Source organism: Pseudomonas sp. D3-27, assembly GCF_051132165.1.
GTDB lineage: Bacteria > Pseudomonadota > Gammaproteobacteria > Pseudomonadales > Pseudomonadaceae > Aquipseudomonas.
The window spans coordinates 4024015-4046090 of the sequence record NZ_CP071667.1; the positions used below are offsets into that span (position 1 = coordinate 4024015).

The following is a 22076-nucleotide window of genomic DNA, read 5'->3' on the forward strand; positions in this document are numbered from 1 at the left end:
TGGATTTCTGGGGCCGCTTCGCGGCCCAGCGGGAGCAAGCTCCCTCGCCACAGAGTCCGTGGGCACTTTAATAAGAGAGGATTTTTCTCATGGCTAAAATCGGATTCATCGGCACCGGCATCATGGGCCACCCAATGGCTCTCAACCTGCAAAAAGCCGGTCACAGCCTGTTCCTGACCCAGCACCACGACGCCGCCCCGGCCGATCTCGTGGCCGGTGGCGCGGTGGCATTGGCCAATCCTCGGGAAGTCGCCCAGGAAGCCGAATTCATCATCGTCATGGTCCCGGACACGCCACAGGTCGAGGACGTGCTGTTTCGCGCCGATGGCGTCGCGGCCGGCGTGGGTGCGGGCAAGGTAGTGATCGACATGAGCTCGATCTCGCCGACCGCCACCAAGACCTTCGCGGCGAAAATCAATGAAAGGGGCGCGCAGTACCTTGACGCCCCGGTGTCTGGCGGCGAAGTCGGCGCCAAGGCCGCGACCCTCAGCATCATGGTCGGTGGCGACAACGCTGCCTTCGAACGAGCCTTGCCGCTGTTCCAGGCCATGGGCAAGAACATCACTTTGGTCGGTGGCAACGGCGACGGCCAGACCGCCAAAGTGGCGAATCAGATCATCGTTGCCCTGAACATCCAGGCCGTGGCCGAAGCCCTGTTGTTCGCCTCGAAAAACGGTGCCGACCCCGCCAAGGTCCGTGAAGCGCTGATGGGTGGTTTCGCTTCGTCGAAGATCCTCGAAGTCCATGGCGAGCGCATGATCAAGGGCACTTTCGACCCGGGCTTCCGCATCAGCCTGCACCAGAAGGACCTGAACCTGGCCCTGCAAGGCGCCAAGGAACTGAACATCAACCTGCCCAACACCGCCAACGCCCAGCAAGTGTTCAGCACCTGCGCGGCCATCGGCGGCAGCAACTGGGACCACTCGGCGTTGATCAAAGGGCTGGAGCATATGGCGAATTTCTCGATTCGCGACAACTGACACTCAAACAACCCTGTGGGAGCGAGCTTGCTCGCGATAGCGGTCGTTCAGTCAGCATCATTGTTGGTTCTGAAATAGCCATCGCGAGCAAGCTCGCTCCCACAGGAGTCTGCGTTGCCCTCAAATAACAAGAATCTCGGGAGCCCGCCATGTCGGTCGATCCGCAACAACTGCTGCGCGAGCTGTTTGCCACAGCCATCGACGCGGCTCATCCGCAGCAAGTCCTCGAACAATACCTGCCCAGCGACCGCAGCGGCCGAGTGATCGTCATCGGGGCCGGTAAGGCGGCGGCGGCCATGGCGCAAGTGGTCGAGCGTTGCTGGCAAGGCGAGGTCAGTGGCCTGGTGGTGACCCGCTACGGCCATGGCGCGCCCTGCCAGAAAATCGAAGTGGTCGAAGCCGCTCACCCGGTGCCGGACGCCGCGGGCCTGGAAGTGGCCGGACGGGTGCTCGAACTCGTCAGCAACCTCAATGAAGACGACCGGGTGATTTTCCTGCTGTCCGGCGGGGGCTCGGCGTTGCTGGCCTTGCCAGCGGCCGGCATCACCCTGGCCGACAAACAATCGATCAACAAAGCCTTGCTCAAATCCGGCGCCACCATCGGTGAGATGAATTGCGTGCGCAAACACCTCTCGGCCATCAAAGGCGGACGCCTGGGCAAGGCCTGCTGGCCGGCGACGGTGTACACCTATGCGATTTCCGATGTGCCCGGCGATCTCGCCACGGTCATCGCGTCCGGCCCCACCGTGGCCGACCCCAGCACCTCGGCCGATGCCCTGGCGATTCTCAAGCGCTACAACATTGAAGTACCGGCCTCGGTACGCACCTGGCTGCAAAACCCGGAATCGGAAACCGTCAAACCCGGAGACCCAAGCCTGGCACGCAGTCATTTCCAACTGATCGCTCGCCCCCAGCAATCCTTGGAAGCCGCAGCCGTGAAGGCGCGCCAGGCTGGTTTCAGCCCATTGATCCTCGGTGACCTGGAAGGCGAATCCCGGGAGGTGGCAAAGGTCCATGCCGGCATCGCCCGGCAAATCGCCCTGCACGGCCAACCGTTGGCGGCGCCGTGCGTGATCCTTTCCGGCGGCGAAACCACCGTCACCGTGCGCGGCAACGGCCGTGGCGGGCGCAACGCCGAATTCCTGCTGAGCCTGACCGACAGCCTCAAGGGCCATCCCGGCATCTATGCGCTGGCCGGCGACACCGATGGCATCGACGGCTCCGAGGACAATGCCGGCGCCCTCATGACGCCTGACAGTTATCGCCGCGCCGCCGAGCTGGGCCTCAACGCCAGCGACGAGTTGGACAACAATAACGGCTACGGCTACTTCGCCGCGTTGGACGCGCTGATCGTCACCGAACCGACCCGCACCAACGTGAACGACTTTCGCGCCATCCTGATCCTCGAGACCCCAAAAAATGACGCCTGATAAAAAGGTCAAGATCCTCGCGACCCTCGGCCCTGCCACCCGTGGCATCGATGACATCCGCGAACTGGTGCAGGCCGGTGTGAACATCTTTCGCCTGAACTTCAGCCACGGTGATCACGCCGACCACGCCCAGCGCTATGAGTGGATTCGCGAAGTCGAGCAGCAGCTCAATTATCCGCTGGGCATCCTGATGGACTTGCAGGGCCCGAAACTGCGGGTCGGCAAATTCGCCGAAGGCAAGGTGCTGCTGCAACGGGGCCAGGCCCTTCGACTGGACCTGGACCCGACGCCGGGCGATCAACGCCGGGTGAACCTGCCCCACCCAGAGATTATCGCGGCGTTGAAGCCTGGCATGGACTTGTTGCTGGACGACGGCAAGCTGCGCCTGCGGGTAACCACCCAGCATGCCGACGCCATCGACACCGAGGTGCTCAACGGCGGCGAACTCTCGGACCGCAAGGGCGTGAACGTGCCCCAGGCGGTGCTTGACCTGAGCCCGCTGACCGCCAAGGACCGCCGCGACTTGAGCTTCGGCCTGGAGCTGGGCGTGGACTGGGTGGCGCTGTCGTTCGTGCAGCGCCCCGAGGACATCCGCGAAGCCCGCGCGCTGATTGGCGACAAGGCGTTCCTGATGGCCAAGATCGAGAAACCCTCGGCTGTCACCCAATTGCAAGAGATTGCCGAACTGAGCGACGCGATCATGGTGGCCCGTGGTGATCTCGGCGTCGAGGTGCCGGCCGAGAGCGTGCCGCAGATCCAGAAAAACATCATCGGCGTCTGCCGTGCCCTGGGCAAACCGGTGGTGGTGGCCACGCAGATGCTGGAGTCGATGCGGTTCTCCCCGGCGCCGACCCGCGCCGAAGTCACCGACGTTGCCAACGCCGTGGCCGAAGGTGCCGATGCGGTGATGCTGTCGGCGGAAACCGCCTCTGGCGATTACCCCCTCGAAGCCGTGAAGATGATGAGCAAGATCATCCGCCAGGTGGAAAACGGCCCCGACTACCAGGCGCAACTGGACGTCAGCCGGCCGAAAGCCGAGGCGACTGTGTCGGACGCCATCAGTTGCGCGATTCGCCGGGTCAGCAACGTCCTGCCGGTGGCGGTGTTGGTGAATTACAGCGAGTCGGGCAGCTCCAGCCTGCGGGCCGCACGGGAACGGCCGACAGTGCCGATCCTCAACCTCACGCCGAACCTGCAGGCCGCTCGCCGCCTGACCTTGGCCTGGGGCGTGCATTCGGTGGTCAACGATCGGCTGCGGCAGGTGGATGAAGTGTGTTCCACGGCGCTGGAAATCGCCCAGGCCCAAGGCATGGCCCAGCGTGGCGACACCTTGCTGATCACGGCGGGCGTGCCGTTCGGGCAGCCGGGGTCGACCAACTCGTTGCGCATTGAGACGCTGCTCTAGCGTCTGAACTGGCCCTATCGCGAGCAAGCTCGCTCCCACACTGGATTTGCGGCGATCACAAACCCCCTGTGGGAGCGAGCTTGCTCGCGATGAAGGCGACTCGGTCCATCTGACATCACCTATCATGCCCAACCCCCACTGCCCCGACTGGGCCACCGCCCTGCTCAACGGCTTCAGCCAGATTTTCCTCCAGCGCCATCCGCTGTGCGGCTTGCTGTGCCTGTTGGCCATCCTGCTCACCGCACCCACCTTGCTCGGCGGTGCGCTGCTGGGCGGCGTGGCTGGATTGCTGACGGCGCAACGACGCGGCTATACCAAGGAAGATCGACAAGCTGGCCTCTTCAGCTACAACGGCATCCTGCTGGGATTGCTGTTGAGCCTGGCCCTGCCGTGGTCGGTGTTGCTGCCACCGTTGATCATCGCCGGTGGCGGCCTCGGTGCGATGCTGACCCAACAATGGCTCAAGCGAACCACCGGCCCTCGCTGCTTGCCCGCCTACACCGCGCCCTTCGTGGTGATGGGCTGGTTGTTGCTGGGTTTCCCCCCGCCATCGCCCTCACCCGCGGTGCTGGACATGACGTTACCCGATCTGTTGACGGCCCCTTTGATCGGGCTGGGCCAGGTCATGTTTCTCGACCACCCGTTGGCCGGAGCGCTGGTCGCGATCGGCCTGTTGATCGCCAATCGCCGCGCCGCTGGCTGGGCACTGTTCGGCTCCGTCGTCGGCCTTGGGTTCGCCTGGCTACAACACGACAGTAGCCTCGCCCTGTCCGGATTGGGCGGCTATAACCCGGCGCTGGTGGCCGTGGCCCTGGGTCAACGGGCCCGTGGACCATGGAAGCCGCTGACGGGCATTTTATTGGCGGTCTTTCTCACGCCGGGCTTCGCCGCCCTGGGCCTGGCCCCACTGACAGCGCCATTCATCCTCGCCTGCTGGCTGGTTCACTCAACAGAGCGGCTCTGGCACCAGACCATCCTTGATAACGAGCCTTGCGCTCTGCGGGGCAATCGCCCTAGGCTTCGCTGATCATCGATTCAGGCGAAGGTTATGGACAGCAGCAACAACTGGCGTGAACGCCTCTATGTGATCATTTTCCAGACCGACACCGTGGCCGGCCGGCGCTTCGACAGTACGCTGCTGCTGATCATCCTTGCCAGCCTGGTGATCGTGATGCTCGACAGCATCGACAGCGTGCACAAGAACTACGCGGCCCTGCTGGCCTACATCGAATGGGGCTTTACCTTCATCTTTCTCGTCGAGTACGTCCTGCGCCTGTACTGCTCGCCGAAACCGCTGCGCTATGCGTTCAGTTTCTATGGATTGGTGGACCTGCTGGCAATCGTGCCGGGGATCCTGGCGCTGTACTACAGCGATGCCCAATACCTGTTGATCGTGCGGATCATCCGCATGCTGCGGATCTTCCGGGTGCTCAAGCTCAGCCCGTACCTCAAGCAAGCCAACTACCTGATGGCGGCGCTACGGGGCAGCAAGCAGAAGATCATCGTGTTCCTCGTCAGCGTCTCGACCCTAGTGACCGTATTCGGCACGCTGATGTACGTCATCGAGGGCCCCGAGCACGGTTTCACCAGCATTCCCAAGGGCATCTATTGGGCTATCGTGACATTGACCACCGTAGGATTTGGCGACATCGTGCCCAAGACCCCCCTGGGCCAAGTGGTGTCGTCACTGGTGATGATCACCGGTTACTCGATCATCGCCGTGCCCACGGGTATTTTCACGGCTGAACTCGCCACGGCCATGCGGGGCGACCAGCTCAAGCACGATTGCCCGGTGTGCAGCAAAAACAACCATGAACATGGCGCAGCTTTCTGCTCTCGTTGCGGTAATGCACTTTTCAAGAAAACGGAATAAGCAAAGCACTTTTAAATTCTTGAAGGCCTATAGACTTGCCATTAGTGTGCTGGCTACTCGCCCGCCTCCCCCTATAAAAAGGAATTCGCAGTGAAGAACTTCTTTGGCGCCTCCCTTCTCGCCGCCGGCCTGACCTTCGGCAGCCTGGCCAACGCCGCCCCAACCCTGCTGAACGTTTCCTACGACGTAATGCGCGATTTCTACAAGGACTACAACGCTGCGTTCCAGAAGCACTGGCAAGCCGAGCACAAAGAGAACATCACCGTGCAGATGTCCTTCGGCGGCTCCAGCAAGCAGGCGCGTTCGGTGATCGATGGGCTGCCTGCGGATGTCATCACCATGAACATGGCCACCGACATCAATGCCTTGGCGGACAACGGCAAGCTGGTTCCGGAAAACTGGGTCACCCGTTTGCCGAACAACAGCGCGCCGTTCACCTCGGCCACGGTCTTCATCGTGCGCAAGGGCAACCCGAAAGCGCTCAAGGACTGGCCTGATCTGCTCAAGGACGGCGTGCAGGTGATCGTGCCCAACCCGAAAACCTCCGGCAATGGTCGCTACACCTACCTGTCGGCGTGGGGTTACGTGCTCAAGAACGGCGGCGACGAGAACAAGGCCAAGGATTTCGTCGGCAAGCTGTTCAAGCAAGCCCCCGTGCTGGACACCGGCGGCCGCGCCGCGACGACGACCTTCATGACCAACCAGATTGGCGACGTGCTGGTGACCTTTGAAAACGAAGCGGAAATGATTGCCCGCGAGTTTGGCCGCGACCAGTTCGAAGTGGTCTACCCAAGCGTGTCCGCCGAAGCCGAGCCGCCAGTGAGCGTCGTGGATAAAGTGGTCGAGAAAAAAGGCTCCCGCGAAGCCGCCGAGGCGTACCTCAAATACCTGTGGTCACCCGAAGGCCAGGAAATTGCCGCCGCCAACTACCTGCGTCCGCGGGATCCGGCCGTGCTGGCCAAATACACGGACCGCTTCCCGAAAGTTGATTTCCTGTCGGTGGAAAAAACCTTCGGTGACTGGCGCTCCGTGCAGAAAACTCACTTCAATGACGGTGGGGTTTTCGATCAGATCTATAGCGGACAGTAAGACTCGACTCACATAAACACCGCCTGTCAGCCAAGCCCCACCCTGTGGGAGCGAGCTTGCTCGCGATACGGTCTGTCTGCATCAACGATGCTGAATAAGCAGCCGCTATCGCGAGCAAGCTCGCTCCCACAGGAATTTGATGGCCATCATTAATCCCGGGCATGACTGATATCAGCCGCAAAGCCTGTTCCAGAGCCCTGCAAGTCTTTAGCCTCACGCCATCCTTTCAATCGATCGACGAGATTGCCATGAGTGCTCATCCCTCCTCGCCCGGCGTCACCCTGACCCGCGGCATGGTCCTGCTGTTCGCCTTCTGCTGCGGCGCCATCGTCGCCAACATCTACTACGCCCAACCCATCATCGAACTGATCGCTCCCGACGTCGGCCTGTCCAGCACCATGGCCAGCCTGATCGTCTCGCTGACCCAGATCGGTTATGCCCTGGGCCTGTTTTTCCTGGTGCCATTGGGCGATCTGCTGGAAAACCGGCGCTTGATGATCCTCACCACCGTGGTCGCGATAGCCAGCCTACTGGGTGCGGCCTTCACCGATCAGCCGAATGTGTTCCTGCTGGTCTCGCTACTGGTTGGCTTCAGTTCTGTCTCGGTGCAAGTGCTGATTCCACTGGCAGCGCACCTGGCACCCGAGGAATCCCGGGGACGGGTTGTCGGTGGGATCATGGGCGGCCTGTTGCTTGGAATTCTGCTGGCGCGGCCGATCTCCAGCGTCGTCGCCGATCATTTCGGCTGGCGGGCGATGTTCATGATCGCCGCCGTGCTGATGGCGGCCATCAGCATCGTCCTGGCGCTGACCGTGCCCAAGCGCCAGCCCGATCACAGCGCTTCCTACGGCCAGCTGCTGGGATCGCTCGGCACCTTGTTGCGCCAACAACCGCAGTTGCGTCAACGGGCGTTCTACCAGGCTTGCATGTTCGCCACGTTCAGCCTGTTCTGGACCGCCGCGCCCTTGGAGCTGGCGCGCAACCATGGTCTCACCCAGACGGACATCGCCTTGTTCGCCCTGGTCGGCGCCATCGGTGCCATAGCCGCACCCATAGCCGGGCGCCTAGCGGATGCCGGTCACACCCGCGTCGCTTCGCTGCTGGCGATGCTGTTCGCCAGCTTGAGTTTCCTGCCCGCCTTCATTCACCCGGCCTACAGCGTGATTGGCCTGGCGGTGACCGGCGTGGTCCTGGATTTCTGCGTACAGATGAACATGGTCCTGGGCCAACGCACCATCTACGCCCTCGACGCCAAAAGTCGCAGCCGACTGAACGCGCTGTACATGACCAGCATCTTCGTCGGCGGTGCGTTCGGTTCGTCCATCGCCAGTGCGGTCTACGAACACGGCGGCTGGCTGTGGGTGGTGATCGTCGGCAGCGCCTTCCCGCTGCTGGCTTTGCTGCGTTTCTTGAGCGCTTCGCAGAAGGCCTCGTTGGCGACAGCCTGATAACGGCGCGCAAATAAAAATGCCCGACAGGTCATGACCTGTCGGGCATTTTTTTTATCGGGCGGTCAGACCCGCACGTTGCCACGCGGCCCGGCAATCGCCCAGATGATCAGGCCCAACACCGGCAGCAGCAGGATCAGCAGTACCCAAAGGACTTTCGCCCCGGTGCCCGCGCCACTCTTGAGTACGTTGATGATCGCCCAGATATCGAGCGCCAGGATAATCAGGCCAATCAGGCCGTTGAAAGTGGAACCCATGGTGTCGCTCCCGAATGGTGATATGCCCATTTAGGATAGCGGCCCCTGGGCAAGGGTTCCGTTTTATTGCTTCAGACGTGAACCGCGACCTTGAGCGCTTCCAAGGACGGTGCCGCGGCGATGCCCACCTCGGCGCACAACTCCAGCACGCGCGGCACGTCGTTGCCGTACACCAGCACCATCTGCAATTCATCGTCGAGCAACTGGCTGAAATTCATCAGCACGTAGCCACCGTTTTCCTTGTTCAGGCTGCTCATCTGGATCTGGATGCGGTTGAGTGCGGTCAGGGCTTCAATCTTGGCCAGTTGCTTGGGCTTGAGGTTGAACGCGACGCCGGGGCCGAACGAGGCGACGATCTGCTCGAACAACTCGACGTAGGTATCCGCCTGGAACAACACGGTATCGGGCAAGCTGCCCACCACCACCCACTCGCCCAGCGCGATGGGGAAAGTGTCGTCGTAATTGATGTCCGGGTTGGCCGCCAGGAACGCCACCGGGTCGGCGTAGGCCTGGGCCGCCTCATCGGCAATCTTCTCGATGTCCGCCTCGCCCAGGCAGCCGGAGCTGATTTTGCTGATGAGTTCGATGAGTACGGCTTTCATGGGCGGATCCTGTGGCGATGTGTTTTTTTCGGGCGCGAAGGATAGCGCATCCCCCACTCCCTTTGGCGAGGTCAGCCCAACAACTTCTCCAATTGCGCCGTGGTGTCCACCGCGCCCATGGTCCTGGCCGCGTCCAGTGCCGAGACGCCGTTGGCATCCTTGGCCTTCGGGTCGGCGCCTTTGCCGATCAGGTAATCGACGATTTCGACTCGGTTGAACATAGCCGCCATCATCAATGCCGTGCGACCGTCGAACGAGGAGCCTTCCACTTGCGCGCCACCGTCCACCAGGGCTGAAACCACCGCAAGGTCACCCTTGAACGCTGCACCGGCAATGGGACTCTGACCGTTGTCGTTGCGGATTTCCGGATCGGCCTTGTGTTCCAGCAAGACTTTTACCGTCTCGACATGCCCATGGTACGCGGCCAGCATCAGCAAGGTATCGCCCTTGTGATTGCGCAAGTTCGGCGGCAAGCCCTTGCTCAGCAGCGCGGCCATCATCGCGGCGTCGCCCTGGCGGGCAACGTTGAAGACCTGCTCGGCAAATTCCGCTGCTTCTTCCGGGGTCATCTGGCGGCTTGTATCAGACATGGGAAAACTCCATCAGGCTCATCACAAAGCCGCTAGTTTCCCGAGGGACTCCGGGGCTGTCATCCCTTTTTTCTCTGCGATGCTCATAGCCAGAATCAATAGCGGTACTGTCCCCCTTGGATGCGCATCGCCAATTGCCGGTCCACGGGCACATAGGTCGAGGTCTCGGGCAGCCAGGCGTAGATCGGCTCATCGCCTGTCTGGCACGGGTCGAAAGCCTCGGTCTTGAGACGGGTTTTGCGGTATTTGAAGGTGCCGGTGGTGTCCATCTTCACCTTGATGCGCAAGAACAGCGGTACCGCGTAGGCGGGCAGTTTGCACTGGAGAAACCGCAGCAGTTCATTGAAGTCCAGGGTCGCCAGGGATTCGGCCGGTGTGATCGCGGCCATGCCGGCGCGACCATTGGTGCCGTTGATCTCGACGCCATAGGCCACCGCCTCGGCAATCTGCGGATGTTGCAGCAACACGTTCTCGACTTCCGTGGTGGAGACGTTTTCGCCTTTCCAGCGGTAGGTGTCGCCGAGACGATCGACGAACTGCCCGTGGCCGAAACCGATGTTGCGCAGCAAATCACCGGTGTTGAAATAACGGTCGCCCGGGACGAAAACGTCCCGGTGGATGGTTTTCTCGGTCTTCGCCGGATCGGTATAGCCATCCAGCGGCGCCTTTTCGTCGATGCGCGCCAATAACAGGCCCGGTTCGCCCTTGGGGACTTTTTGCATGCGGCCTTGCAGGTTGCGCAAGGGCGCGCCGCTGTCGTGATCGTATTGCACGAGCTCCCAGGCCATCAGTGAAAACCCGACCGTATTATCGAAGTTCAGGATGTTGGTAAACCCGATGTTGCCGTCGCTGGCCGCGTAAAGTTCACAGATGTGGTCAACGCCGAAACGTGTCTTGAACGCCGCCCAGGCGTCAGGGCGCAGGCCATTGCCGATCATTTTCGTCACGCGGTGCTGCCGGTCCGTGATGCTGGCAGGCTGATCGACCAGGTAACGGCACAGCTCACCGACGTAACCCAGGGTCGTCGCTCGATACTTTCTCACGTCGCTCCAGAACTGGCTGGCGCTGAACTTGCGGCGGATCGCAAATCCCGAGGCACCGCAGATCGCCGCGCCCCAGCACACACATAACCCGGTGGCGTGATACAGCGGCAGCGTGCAATAGACGATGTCGTCGGGCTGCATGTCCAAGGCGATCAGGCCGAAACTGGTGGACGTGCGCATCCAGCGGCCGTGGCGGAACACCCCCGCCTTCGGTAGCCCCGTGGTGCCGGAGGTGTAGAGATAGAAACAGGGATCGTTGAAAAACACCTGCTGGCTGCTGGCCGGGTTGGCGCCGGGGAATTGCTGGCTTGTGCCCATCAGGTCGACAAATCCGGACGGCGCCGAGGAGGCATCCTGGTCCGCCACCCACCACGTTCGAGCATCAGGTAGCGCGGTTCGACCGCGCACATCGTTGAACACCGCGACCCGCTCATCCCCGACCACCACCGCAACAGGCGCGACCAATGCGAGGCTGTGGACCAGTGCATCCCCCGTTTGCGAGGTGTTGATCATCGCGCTGACCGCGCCGACTTTGGCCACTGCCAGCACCGTGATCAGCAATTGTGGACGGTTCTCGATGAAAATCGCTACGCAGTCGCCCTTCGCGACACCTCGCGCCAACAAGCAATGGGCGATGCGATTGGCCTGCTCGTTGACCTGTGCATAACTCAGCACCGTATCGCCACACAGTAGCGCCGGGCCTCGGGGGTTGCGTAGCGTGGCTTGTTCGAAGCACCAACCCAGGCCGCAGGGCTGCGCGGGGTCTTGGACGTTGGCGAGTTTCATGCCTTTGACAATGCGGGGAACAGCTCTGGCGATGGCGGGCAACTTGCGCAACATCATGCCCCAGGTAATAGCGTCGCTGGGTGTACGACTCATGGGTGATCCTTCCCCGGCCGACCTTATGGGTCGCGGTTCTTGTGTGGGGTTATGCGAAATCTGGATCGAAAGTACGCCAGCGATTCCAAGGCTGTACACGCGGTTTTTGCAATGTTTTGTATCCGCTGCATGGAACAGGCGAAGCGTGAGCGCGGGGACACGGTTTGGTTCCAAAAATAATTGTCGGACCACGCAAAATGCAGGATGCACGATGGCCGTTCATGCAACTTGCACGAAAGCAAAAATATAGATATTTATTAAGCTATTGTTTTAAAAGGATTTTTTAACAAATCAAATACTGGCACAGACACTGCAACTACCCCTCCACGGTTTGCCATACCATGGAGCAATGAACGATGAACATGATTCAAGAGAAGTTTGCATCGCTGTTTTCCAACTACGAAGTCACTACCCAGGCACGCCCGGATGGCGGGATCCTGCTGACCTTGCGCAACAGCGACGGCAAACTGTTCAAACGCACGATTTCCTATGCGCAATTGCACGCTGGGGACCAGTTGTCCTGGGCCATCAGTGCCATTCGCCGCGATCTGGCTGAACAAGCCAGCGAATTGCCGCCTGTGGCGATGCTGCAAAGCCAGCATCGCTTCGCGCTACCGACCTATCACAGCGCCTGACACGCTGTGCCGGGATCAGGCCTGGAGCTTATGGCTCCATGGCCTGATTTTTTTTGTCCGCCGTTCAAGCGCCGAACCGGGACGGATCGATTCGAGCAAAACTTTCAACGGTTTCGTGCCCGGACAGGTCGCCCCCGTCGCGCGCCAGGCCACACGTGGCCATCCCGGCGCCACGGGCCGCGTCCAGTTCCTCGACGATATCCGACAGAAACAGGATTTCCCCCGGCGCGACACCCACCGCCTCGCTGATCCGCTGGTAGGACTGCACGTCCCGCTTGGGCCCCGAGGTCGTGTCGAAATAACCGCTGAACAGCGGCGACAAGTCTCCGGCTTCGGAGCAACCGAAAATCAACTTTTGCGCCTGGATCGAGCCCGAGGAATACACAAACAACCGGTAGCCTTGCTGATGCCAATGTTTCAGCGCATCCACCGCATCCGGATAAACGTGACCTTTCAATTGCCCGGCCTCGTAGCCCTGCTCCCAGACCATGCCTTGCAACGCCTTGAGCGGTGTAGCCTTGCGGTCCTCGGCGATCCAGCCCAAGAGGATCGCGATTACCCGTTCGATATCAGCGTCCAGCTCGCCGCTGTCCCGACGCACAGCGTCCAACTGTTGAGCAACGTCGGCGCGCCCGGCGTTGTGGCGGATAAAATCCGGCAGGTGCTCGACGGCATAGGGAAACAGCACGTCGAAGACAAAACTCACCGCGCTGGTGGTGCCCTCGATATCGGTGAGGATGGCTTTGATCGTCACGACGTCAGTCCTCCAGGCGCGGGAAGCGGCTGGCGATGTCATCGCCGGTGAATTTCGCGACCCAGCCTTCCGGGTTGTTGAACAGGCGAATGGCGACAAAATGCGGGTGCTCGCCCATGTCGAACCAATGCGGGGTACCGGCGGGCACCGAGATCAGGTCGTTCTTCTCGCACAGGACCGCGTAGACGTAATCGTCGATGTGCAAGGTAAACAGGCCACGACCGGCGACGAAAAATCGCACCTCGTCCTCGCCATGCCGGTGTTCATCAAGAAACTTGGCCCGCAGTTCGGCTTTCTGCGGATGGTCGCTGTTGAGGCTGATGACGTCGACCGTGACGTAGCCGCGCTCGGTCATCAATTGGTCGATCTGGGACTTGTAGGCGGCGATCACTTCTTCCGGGCTGGCGCCGGGCTGGATTTTCGTCGCGGCTTCCCAACGGTCGAACCGCACGCCCTTTTCGGCCAGGGTCGAGGCGATGTCCTCGAAGTGGGTCAGTACCTTGTTCGGAATCTCTGGACTTGAGACGTGGTAGACGGACAGGCTGCTCATGGCAATGGCTCCAGCAATTATCGGTTCAGGAGTGCGCGGGTCTTGAGTTCGCACTCGAACAGGAATTCGAACGCTTCGATCTGGCGCAGCGCATCGTTCATGCCCGCCCCCCAGGTGTACAGGCCGTGGCCACGGATCAGGTAGCCGGCGCAATCGGGATGCGCGTCCAGCCAGGGTTGGACCTTGGCGGCCAGGCGCGCGATGTCCTGGTCGTTGTCGAAAATCGGCACGCGGACCCGGGACTCATGGGTCGTGACGCCGCTGAAGGCTTTTTGCAGTTCATAGTCTTCAAAGTCAATGAACGCTTCGCCGGTCAGGCGCGACAGCACCGTGGCGTTTACCGAGTGGGTGTGCAGCACCGCGCCGATCTGTGGGCGCCAGCGATACAGCTGGGTGTGCAGCAAGGTTTCAGCCGACGGTTTCTTGCCCGGCTCCAGGCTGTTGCCATCCAGGTCGGTGGCGAGCACATCGTCGATGCCCAACTGCCCTTTGTGCTTGCCCGACACGGTGAGCAAGGCTTGGTCGGGCGCTAAACGGGTCGAATAATTGCTGCTGGTGGCCGGGGACCAACCGCGACCGTACAAAAAACGCCCGGCGTCGATGATCTGCTGGGCGAGCTGTTCACGGGTAAGGCTCATGGCCTGTCCTCTTGCATGCGTGTGGCAATGATAACGGCTGCAGCGAAGGCTGCGAGGCTGGCGATGTTGAATGTCCAACCGGCGCCCATGGCATTCCAGCTATAGCCGGAGTACAACGCCCCCAGCGCTCCACCGGTGCCGGCCAGCGCGGCGTACAGCGCCTGGCCCTGACCTTGTTGGCGCGGGCCGAAACTACGTTGCACGAAATGGATGGCAGCGGCGTGAAAGCTGCCGAACGTCGCGGCGTGGAGCACCTGGGCAAACAACAATACCCAGAGGAATTCGGCCAGCGAGCCGAGCAGCAACCAGCGCAGCGCCGCCAACAGGAAACTGACCATCAGCACCCGACGCACGGAATACCGCGCCAGGATCCGGCTCATGAACAGGAACACCAACACTTCGGCCACGACGCCGACGGCCCAGAGCACGCCGATCAATCCACGGCTGTAGCCCAGGCGCTCCAGGTGCAGCGTCAGGAAGGTGTAATACGGCCCGTGGCTCATTTGCATCAGGCCGACGCAGGCATAAAACGCCAGCACCCCCGGGTTGCGCAACTGCCGCAGGAATCCGTCCCCGGCCACCCGCGGCCCCTGCACCGGCTGAGCGTTGGGCACCCAGAAGCTGCTCAGCACGATGCCACCCATGATCAAGGCCAGGGCCACCGGATAAATGTCCAGGCTCAGCCATTGGAACAGGCGGCCGAGCACAACGACCGTGATGATGAACCCGATGGAGCCCCACAGGCGGATCTGGCTGTAGCGCGAGGCTTGTCCGCTCAAGTGAGCCAGGGTGATGACTTCGAACTGCGGCAGCACCGCGTGCCAGAAGAATGCATGCAGCGCCATGACCATCGCCAGCCAGGCATAGCTTTTGTCGATGAAGATCAGGGAAAAGCTCAGCAGCGTGCAGATCGCGCCGAACCGCACGATCGCCAGGCGCCGGCCCGTGTAGTCCCCCAGCCACCCCCAGAGATTCGGCGCCACGCAGCGCATCAGCATGGGGATCGCCACCAGCTCGCCGATGCGTGCCGCGTTGAACCCCAGGTGATCGAAGTACAGCGCCAGGAACGGCGCGGTGGAACCGAGCAACGCGAAATAGAACAGGTAGAAACTGGAAAGCCGCCAGTACGGCAACGCCGCCATGGTCGTCAGGCCACGGCGGTCGGCAGGCCAGCCATCAAAGCTGACCCAGCACCGGCGTGCCGACGTGAACGTCGGCATTCTGGCCGCGATGGCGCAACAGATGATCCATCAGCACGATGGCCATCATCGCTTCGGCGATCGGCGTGGCGCGGATGCCCACGCACGGATCATGGCGGCCCTTGGTGATGACGTCCACCGGGTTGCCATGGATATCGATGGAGCGCCCCGGCGTGGTGATGCTGGACGTCGGCTTCAAGGCCAGGTGCGCGACGATCGGCTGGCCCGACGAGATGCCGCCGAGAATCCCACCGGCGTTATTGCTCAGGAAACCTTGTGGCGTCAGTTCGTCACGGTGTTCGGTGCCGCGCTGGGCGACGCAGGCGAAACCGGCGCCGATTTCCACGCCCTTCACCGCGTTGATGCTCATCAGCGCGTGGGCCAGCTCGGCGTCGAGACGGTCAAAGATCGGCTCGCCAAGGCCAGGCATCACGCCTTCGGCGACCACGGTGATCTTCGCGCCAACCGAATCCTGGTCCCGGCGCAGCTGGTCCATGTAGGCCTCCAGCTCCGGCACCTTGTCCGGGTCGGGGCTGAAGAAGGCATTCTGTTCGACCGAGTCCCAGGTCTTGAACGGAATTTCGATCGGGCCCAGTTGGCTCATGTAGCCGCGGATGACGATGCCCTGGCTGGCCAGGTATTTCTTGGCGATCGCCCCGGCCGCCACGCGCATCGCGGTTTCCCGGGCCGAGCTGCGCCCGCCGCCGCGGTAGTCGCGCTCGCCGTACTTATGATGGTAGGTGTAGTCGGCGTGAGCCGGGCGGAACAGATCCTTGATGGCCGAGTAGTCCTTGGACTTCTGGTCGGTGTTACGGATCAGCAGGCCAATGGCACAGCCGGTGGTGCGCCCCTCGAAGACGCCGGAAAGGATTTCGACCTCATCGGCTTCCTGGCGCTGGGTGGTGTGGCGGCTGGTGCCGGGCTTGCGGCGGTCCAGGTCACGCTGAAGGTCGTCCAGGGAAATCTCCAGGCCCGGCGGGCAGCCGTCGACAATGGCGACCAACGCCGGGCCATGGCTTTCGCCTGCGGTGGTGACGGTGAACAGCTTGCCGTAGGTATTGCCGGACATGCAGGGTGCTCCGAGAAATCGCTGAGAAATCGAGATGGGCGCCAGTATACGCAGGCTCCCCGAGTAGTTCATCCTCGAACCTTATCAGTGCCCGCCAGTCCAACCGGCACCTTCGCAACTCATGGCGTCATGATGTTAAAACTGTTTGTGTTGAGCCTTACCCTCTTCACGGGCCTGGTCTGCGGCGTCGCCCAGGCCACCGTCCTGCAACGTCCCATCAGCCTCGACACCGGCAACGGTGAACTTTTCGGCTCCCTGCTGCTGCCAAAGTCCGACACGCCGGTGCCCGTCGTCCTGATCATTTCTGGCTCAGGCCCTACGGATCGTGACGGAAACAACCCCGAAGGCGGGCGCAATGACAGCCTCAAGCGCCTGGCCTGGGTGTTGGCCCGGCAGAACATCGCCAGCGTGCGCTACGACAAGCGCGGGGTGGCCGCCAGCCTCGCCGCCACACCGGACGAACGCAACCTGAGCGTCGAAGCCTACGTAGCCGACGCCGTGGCCTGGTGCCACAAGCTGGCCGCCGATCCTCGCCTGGGCCCATTGATCCTGCTGGGCCACAGCGAAGGGGCGCTGATCGCCAGCCTCGCCGCGCCCCAGGCCAACGCGGCGGCGGTCATCTCGGTGGCCGGCAGCGCGCGCCCCATCGACGAGGTCTTGCGCCAGCAACTCAGCGCCCGCCTGCCACCGCCGCTGATGCTGCGCAGCAACGAGTTGCTCGACAGCCTCAAGGCCGGCCGTCCCGACCCGAATGTTCCTGCGCAACTGCAGGTCATCTTTCGCCCCAGCGTGCAGCCTTACTTGATCTCGCTGTTCCGCCAGGATCCGGCCCAGGCCTTCGCAGCCCTGAAAATGCCGGCGCTGATCATCCAGGGCAGCCACGATATCCAAGTCAGCGTCGACGATGCCCGGCAATTGAAAGTGGCCAAGCCCGACGCCGAACTGGCGCTGATCAAGGGCATGAACCATGTGATGCGCATCGTGCCCAACGACGTCAAGCGGCAACTGGCCTCCTACAAGGATCCGAACCTGCCCCTGGCGGCGGAGCTCAGTGCCCACATCCTGAGTTTTATTGGCACGTTGGCCGCCCGTTAAGCGCGTTTGGTGGCCTATAGCCCTCTAGTCTTGGCAAATCCGGCCGATAAACCGGTGTCGGACAGCGCAATGGCTGCCGACAAGCCGGCCTGGACAGGATTTTTGCCGTTATGACTGAGACTCAGACTTCTCCCGACATCGCCGCCGAAGCGGCCGCGCCAGCAGGCCCATCGGCGCCCGAGCTGCCTTGGACGGACGTTGAGGCCGAACATCACAAGATGCTTCGGCTGGCCCCGCTCAAGACCGATCGCGCCACCGGTGCGCGGCCGCTGCGGTTTGTCGAGTTCAGCTATGCCGAGCGCCATAGCAAGGAACGCAGCTTGCTGCGCATGAGCATTCAGTTGCCCGGCCAGCGAGTGCGCAAGGAACAGAATCACCTCGACGTGTGGGCCGACCACGTCGAGAAACGCCTGTTCTTCTCGCCCGACAGCTTGCAAGTCGAGCCCTTGAACCGGGGCATTGGCCGCTTCCTCGCCGCCCAGGGCATCACTTGGGCCAAGAAGCGATGGTCGACCTATCGGGTTGACGGCACTGACCTGAACAATAAGGACGCGCTGAACGAAGACACCCGCTTGCGTCGTGATCACTTCCTCAAAGCCCACGGCTTCGAAGTGGTCTACGCCGATGCCCAACACCTCAAGGGCAGCGTCAAGCAAGCCCAGGTTGGCGAGCTGCTGGGCGACTGGAACACCGAGAAGCTGCAGTTCGTCGAGATTCTCGAAGCCGCGCAGATGTTGCAACAGGCCGAGCAGAATCTGGCGGAGCAGGAAGTCAAGCTGCAGAAGCAGGAAGAGAAGGTCAATAAGTTCAAGCGTGAAGACACGGGCCTGCGCTTCACCATCACCTGCCTGGTGGCGTTTGCGATGTTCCAGGCCGGGTTGCTGATCTGGATTGCTACGCGGCATTGATGGCTGCTCAGAAGTGTCTGACGCAACTCCCGTGGCGAGGGGATTTATCCCCTCGCCACGAACGCGGTCGCCAACACAGCCAGCGTCAAACCCGCGAAGCGAACAACGCCTGGTGCTCACGGCACTGCTCGGCGCTGAGCATGAACACGCCGTGCCCACCGCGCTCGAACTCCAGCCAGGCGAAGTCGACTTCTGGATAAAGCGCCTCGACATGAACCTGGCTGTTGCCCACTTCGACGATCAACAATCCTTTGTCCGTCAGATGATCGGCCGCCTCGGCGAGCATCCGGCGTACCAGGTTCAAACCGTCGTCGCCACAGGCCAGGCCCAGCTCAGGCTCGTGCTGGTATTCCTGGGGCATTTCGGCGAAATCTTCCGCGTCGACGTAGGGCGGGTTCGACACGATCAGGTCGAAACGTTGCCCAGGAAGCCCATCGAAACCATCGCCCTGGACGGTAAACACCCGTTCGTCCACACCGTGGCGCTCGATGTTCTGGTTGGCGACTTCCAGCGCTTCGAACGACAGGTCGGCCAACACCACCTCGGCCTCGGGGAACTCGTAGGCGCAGGCAATCCCGATGCAACCGGAGCCGGTACACAAGTCGAGGATTCGCGCGGGCTCCTGGCCCAGCCAAGGCTCGAAGCGTTTTTCGATCAACTCGCCAATGGGCGAACGCGGAATCAGCACGCGTTCGTCGACGATGAACGACATGCCGCAGAACCAGGCCTCGCCCAACAGGTAAGCGGCCGGAATGCGCTCAGCGATACGTCGGCGCAGCAGACGCTGCACATGCACCAACTCCTCGTCTTCTAGACGGCAGTCCAGGTAGCTGTCGGCAATTTCCCAGGGCAGGTGCAACGCGCCCAGGACTAGCTGGCGCGCTTCGTCCCAGGCGTTGTCGGTGCCATGGCCAAAGAACAGATCCTCCCCATGGAAACGGCTGACGGCCCAACGGATATGGTCGCGCAGGGTACGAAGGCGGGAAGTGATCACGGCGGCAAACTCCAGGAAAATCGACGGGCGAGTCTACCAGCCAAACGCATGCCTACCCAAACGCGCTCCAAGGACGACAGTAAATATCGCTGCAATCGTAGGATCGATCCGTTTTCTGCCAACCCTATTGAACAAGATGTCTATCTTGACAAGGCTGTAGGCCAGCAACGACGGTGCTTGTGATGGAAGCGATTCACAGAACCGCTCCGCCAGAGGACAATGTCGCAAAAGCCCCACTCGAAGGAGCCCCAGAATGTCCGTTCCAAAAACGATGTTTCAACTCAGCGGCCGCGGTTACGCAGCGGCCAACCTGAGTCAAGCGACCCTGATCATCATCGATGCCCAGAAAGAATACCTCGCCGGCCCCCTCGCCCTGAGCGGCATGGATGCGGCGGTCGCGAACATCAAGCAATTGCTCGGCGCTGCCCGCGCCGCCGGCCGGCCGATCGTACATGTGCGCCACCTGGGCACCCATGGCGGGCTGTTCGATCCACAGGGCGAGCGCGGCGAATTCATTCCGGGCCTTGAACCCCAGGGCGACGAAACCGTGATCGAAAAACTGCTGCCGAGCGCTTTCCACGGCACTGACCTGAAGAAGCGCCTGGAAGACCTCGGTCCCCTGGACCTGATCGTCTGTGGTTTCATGAGCCACTCCAGCGTCAGCACCACGGTGCGGGCAGCCAAGAACCTGGGTTTTCGTTGCACCCTGGTCGAGGACGCCTGCGCCACTCGTGATCTGCCGCACAAGGGCGGCGTACTCAGCGCCGATCACGTGCACCAGACCGAAATGGCGATCATGGCAGACAACTTCGCCACACTGGCCTTGACCCACGATTTCACCTGATAGCGCTCGATGAGCGGCCTGCTGCGCCGCTCATCCGCAAAAGCCTCTCATTTGCTTCAATTACTGGAGTATCAGGAACAACCCGAACATCTTCCGGTCGAAGGGCCGATACCCATTGAGGAAGGTCGGAATGAAGATATCCGATGGTTTTGACGCACGTCGCTTGCGGCCCAAGGGCCCGAGCAACTGGCGATTTCGTATCGGCGCGGGGATCGCGGCCCTGCTGGCGACGCTCGGCGTGCTACTGGCGATGGCTGGCGCCGCAAGCCTGCTTGGCCGCCCGCCCGCACTGGGCGAGCTGAACGCCACACCGCTGGGTTCGGCGGTCATCCTGGCAATCGGACTGCTGGTACTGCTGTTGGGCATCTGGCTCTGGCGGCGCTGCCGCCGTCGCGCCCGCCAATCCCTGGAGCTGGCCATGGCTCCGCATCTGATGAAAAAACACGACTGATCTGCCATCCGACGTTTTGTCGCGCCCTAATCCCCGGGAGTTGGGTAAACTGGCCGGCCTTCGCGGAGGCTGACATGCAAGACGACGACTTTTCCCTGTTCAAAAGTGCGATCCAGGGCGTAAAACCAATCAAACACGATCGCGCCGAAACGGGCAAACCCAAGGCCGATCGCGCACAGATCGCCAAGCTGCGCCAGGCCGCAACCGTGCGCACCGACGCGACAACCGTGGATGGCTTGTCCGATCAGTTCGTCATCGACGTCGGCCCCGAAGATGAATTGATGTGGGCGCGCGACGGCGTTCAGGAAAGCCAGATGCGCAAGCTGAAGGTAGGCCAGATCTCCTTCGAAGGCAGCCTCGACCTGCACGGCATGACCGTCGAAAAAGCCCGAGAGACCCTCTGGGCCTTCCTGGCCGAAGCCACCAGATTCGAAATCCGCTGCGTACGCGTCACCCACGGCAAAGCCGTGCGGCTGGACGGCAAGCGCCCCATGATCAAGAGCCACGTCAACACCTGGCTGCGCCAGCACCCGCAAGTGCTCGGCTTCACCTCCTGCCAGGCGAAGCACGGCGGCGCCGGTGCGGTCTACGTGATGCTCAAGCGCACCATGATGGAAGGCCGCGACGAGTAACCGCTCGATTGCCGAGCTTGCAGCGCCGTGCCCGCCACCGTACCCTTGCCCTTTGCGTAAAATCCCACAGGTAGTTTCATGTCTCTGGAACAGAATTACACCGCGATTCTCGGCCAATTGGGCGAGGACGTTTCCCGCGAGGGCCTGCTCGACACGCCCAAGCGCGCTGCCAAGGCCATGCAGTACCTTTGCCGCGGTTATGAACAGACCCTGGAAGAAGTCACCAACGGTGCCTTGTTCAGCTCCGACAACAGTGAGATGGTGCTGGTCAAGGACATCGAGTTGTACTCGCTGTGCGAACACCATTTGCTTCCGTTTATCGGCAAGGCCCATGTGGCCTACATCCCAAGCGGCAAGGTATTGGGCCTGTCGAAGGTCGCGCGCATCGTCGATATGTACGCCCGTCGCCTGCAGATCCAGGAAAACCTCAGTCGCCAGATCGCCGATGCGGTCCAGCAGGTGACCGGTGCCCTGGGCGTGGCGGTGGTGATCGAGGCCAAGCACATGTGCATGATGATGCGCGGTGTGGAAAAGCAGAACTCGTCGATGATCACTTCAGTCATGCTGGGCGAATTCCGCGAAAATGCGGCGACCCGCATGGAATTCCTAAGCCTGATCAAATAAAAAAGTCGTTCGAAGAAAACCGGCATTGATCGCCGGTTTTTTTTCGCCTGCGAAAAATCAGGTAAGCTGCGCGCCCTCTTCTTCCCT

At 61.7% G+C, this 22076-nt stretch carries 24 protein-coding genes; 14 read left to right on the top strand and 10 right to left on the bottom strand.

Annotated features, from left to right (window positions below):
- Positions 1-89: 89 nt before the first annotated feature.
- The 7 genes from J3P92_RS18175 (at position 90) to J3P92_RS18205 (ending at position 8225) form a co-directional block, all read left to right on the top strand.
- The gene (locus tag J3P92_RS18175; protein ID WP_420766948.1) at positions 90-980 is read left to right on the top strand and encodes a 2-hydroxy-3-oxopropionate reductase; all 891 of its coding nucleotides are present in this window, start codon (positions 90-92) and stop codon (positions 978-980) included.
- Positions 981-1129: 149 nt separating this feature from the next.
- Entirely contained in the window at positions 1130-2410 is a 1281-nt protein-coding gene (locus J3P92_RS18180) for a glycerate kinase type-2 family protein (protein ID WP_434648605.1), read from the top strand.
- Positions 2400-3815: a pyruvate kinase gene (gene pyk / locus J3P92_RS18185; RefSeq protein WP_434648607.1), complete on the top strand. Its 1416-nt coding sequence runs from the start codon at positions 2400-2402 to the stop codon at positions 3813-3815. Before J3P92_RS18180 ends, pyk begins: the two co-directional genes overlap by 11 nt.
- Before the next feature lie 124 nt (positions 3816-3939).
- Positions 3940-4842 carry an urea transporter gene (locus J3P92_RS18190; protein WP_434648608.1) on the top strand — a complete coding sequence of 301 codons (903 nt, stop codon included), beginning with the start codon at positions 3940-3942 and terminating at the stop codon, positions 4840-4842.
- A gap of 21 nt (positions 4843-4863) precedes the next feature.
- Entirely contained in the window at positions 4864-5688 is an 825-nt protein-coding gene (locus tag J3P92_RS18195; protein WP_420766952.1) for an ion transporter, read from the top strand.
- A gap of 90 nt (positions 5689-5778) precedes the next feature.
- The gene (locus J3P92_RS18200) at positions 5779-6777 is read left to right on the top strand and encodes a sulfate ABC transporter substrate-binding protein (protein ID WP_434607193.1); all 999 of its coding nucleotides are present in this window, start codon (positions 5779-5781) and stop codon (positions 6775-6777) included.
- A 248-nt stretch (positions 6778-7025) separates the two neighbouring features.
- Entirely contained in the window at positions 7026-8225 is a 1200-nt protein-coding gene (locus J3P92_RS18205; protein ID WP_434648610.1) for an MFS transporter, read from the top strand.
- Between the two features lie 65 nt (positions 8226-8290).
- On the opposite strand, the gene J3P92_RS18210 is transcribed toward J3P92_RS18205, so the two are convergent.
- The 4 genes from J3P92_RS18210 to J3P92_RS18225 all read right to left on the bottom strand — a co-directional run bounded on the left by J3P92_RS18210 (position 8291) and on the right by J3P92_RS18225 (position 11596).
- A complete protein-coding gene (locus J3P92_RS18210; protein ID WP_053149901.1) occupies positions 8291-8482 on the bottom strand; it encodes a PLDc N-terminal domain-containing protein in 192 nt (63 codons plus the stop codon).
- Between the two features lie 71 nt (positions 8483-8553).
- Positions 8554-9084 carry a hypothetical protein gene (locus tag J3P92_RS18215; protein WP_434648611.1) on the bottom strand — a complete coding sequence of 177 codons (531 nt, stop codon included), beginning with the start codon at positions 9082-9084 and terminating at the stop codon, positions 8554-8556.
- A 71-nt stretch (positions 9085-9155) separates the two neighbouring features.
- Positions 9156-9674: an ankyrin repeat domain-containing protein gene (locus J3P92_RS18220; protein WP_420766956.1), complete on the bottom strand. Its 519-nt coding sequence runs from the start codon at positions 9672-9674 to the stop codon at positions 9156-9158.
- Between the two features lie 95 nt (positions 9675-9769).
- Entirely contained in the window at positions 9770-11596 is a 1827-nt protein-coding gene (locus J3P92_RS18225) for a long-chain-acyl-CoA synthetase (RefSeq protein ID WP_434648613.1), read from the bottom strand.
- Between the two features lie 356 nt (positions 11597-11952).
- Between J3P92_RS18225 and J3P92_RS18230 the strand changes: the two genes are divergently transcribed.
- Positions 11953-12231: a DUF3509 domain-containing protein gene (locus J3P92_RS18230; protein ID WP_030142324.1), complete on the top strand. Its 279-nt coding sequence runs from the start codon at positions 11953-11955 to the stop codon at positions 12229-12231.
- 64 nt (positions 12232-12295) lie between these two features.
- On the opposite strand, the gene mtnC is transcribed toward J3P92_RS18230, so the two are convergent.
- The 5 genes from mtnC to aroC are packed head-to-tail and all read right to left on the bottom strand — an operon-like array spanning position 12296 to position 16441.
- Positions 12296-12985 (bottom strand): acireductone synthase, encoded by a 690-nt coding sequence (gene mtnC / locus J3P92_RS18235; protein WP_434648615.1) that lies wholly within the window; start codon positions 12983-12985, stop codon positions 12296-12298.
- A 4-nt stretch (positions 12986-12989) separates the two neighbouring features.
- The gene (locus tag J3P92_RS18240) at positions 12990-13535 is read right to left on the bottom strand and encodes a 1,2-dihydroxy-3-keto-5-methylthiopentene dioxygenase (RefSeq protein WP_434648617.1); all 546 of its coding nucleotides are present in this window, start codon (positions 13533-13535) and stop codon (positions 12990-12992) included.
- A gap of 17 nt (positions 13536-13552) precedes the next feature.
- Positions 13553-14173 (bottom strand): methylthioribulose 1-phosphate dehydratase, encoded by a 621-nt coding sequence (locus tag J3P92_RS18245; protein ID WP_434648619.1) that lies wholly within the window; start codon positions 14171-14173, stop codon positions 13553-13555.
- Complete coding sequence (locus tag J3P92_RS18250) at positions 14170-15315, bottom strand: MFS transporter (RefSeq protein ID WP_434564133.1); 1146 nt, start codon at positions 15313-15315, stop codon at positions 14170-14172. The genes J3P92_RS18245 and J3P92_RS18250 overlap by 4 nt, the downstream gene beginning before the upstream one ends.
- A 34-nt stretch (positions 15316-15349) precedes the next feature.
- A complete protein-coding gene (gene aroC / locus J3P92_RS18255) occupies positions 15350-16441 on the bottom strand; it encodes a chorismate synthase (protein ID WP_434560105.1) in 1092 nt (363 codons plus the stop codon).
- A gap of 129 nt (positions 16442-16570) precedes the next feature.
- Between aroC and J3P92_RS18260 the strand changes: the two genes are divergently transcribed.
- Positions 16571-17536 (top strand): alpha/beta hydrolase, encoded by a 966-nt coding sequence (locus J3P92_RS18260; RefSeq protein WP_434648621.1) that lies wholly within the window; start codon positions 16571-16573, stop codon positions 17534-17536.
- Between the two features lie 110 nt (positions 17537-17646).
- A complete protein-coding gene (locus J3P92_RS18265) occupies positions 17647-18444 on the top strand; it encodes a hypothetical protein (RefSeq protein ID WP_420766963.1) in 798 nt (265 codons plus the stop codon).
- Between the two features lie 85 nt (positions 18445-18529).
- On the opposite strand, the gene prmB is transcribed toward J3P92_RS18265, so the two are convergent.
- On the bottom strand, positions 18530-19438 hold the full coding sequence (gene prmB / locus J3P92_RS18270; RefSeq protein ID WP_434648623.1) for a 50S ribosomal protein L3 N(5)-glutamine methyltransferase: 909 nt from the start codon (positions 19436-19438) through the stop codon (positions 18530-18532).
- Between the two features lie 253 nt (positions 19439-19691).
- On the opposite strand from prmB, the gene J3P92_RS18275 reads away from it, so the two are divergent.
- The 4 genes from J3P92_RS18275 (at position 19692) to folE (ending at position 21989) form a co-directional block, all read left to right on the top strand.
- A complete protein-coding gene (locus J3P92_RS18275) occupies positions 19692-20282 on the top strand; it encodes a cysteine hydrolase family protein (protein WP_420766965.1) in 591 nt (196 codons plus the stop codon).
- 130 nt (positions 20283-20412) lie between these two features.
- Entirely contained in the window at positions 20413-20733 is a 321-nt protein-coding gene (locus J3P92_RS18280) for a hypothetical protein (RefSeq protein WP_420766966.1), read from the top strand.
- A gap of 74 nt (positions 20734-20807) precedes the next feature.
- Positions 20808-21365: a Smr/MutS family protein gene (locus tag J3P92_RS18285; protein WP_434648624.1), complete on the top strand. Its 558-nt coding sequence runs from the start codon at positions 20808-20810 to the stop codon at positions 21363-21365.
- A 78-nt stretch (positions 21366-21443) separates the two neighbouring features.
- Positions 21444-21989, top strand: a complete 546-nt coding sequence (gene folE / locus J3P92_RS18290) for a GTP cyclohydrolase I FolE (protein ID WP_030142335.1) — start codon at positions 21444-21446, stop codon at positions 21987-21989.
- Positions 21990-22076 lie beyond the last annotated feature (87 nt).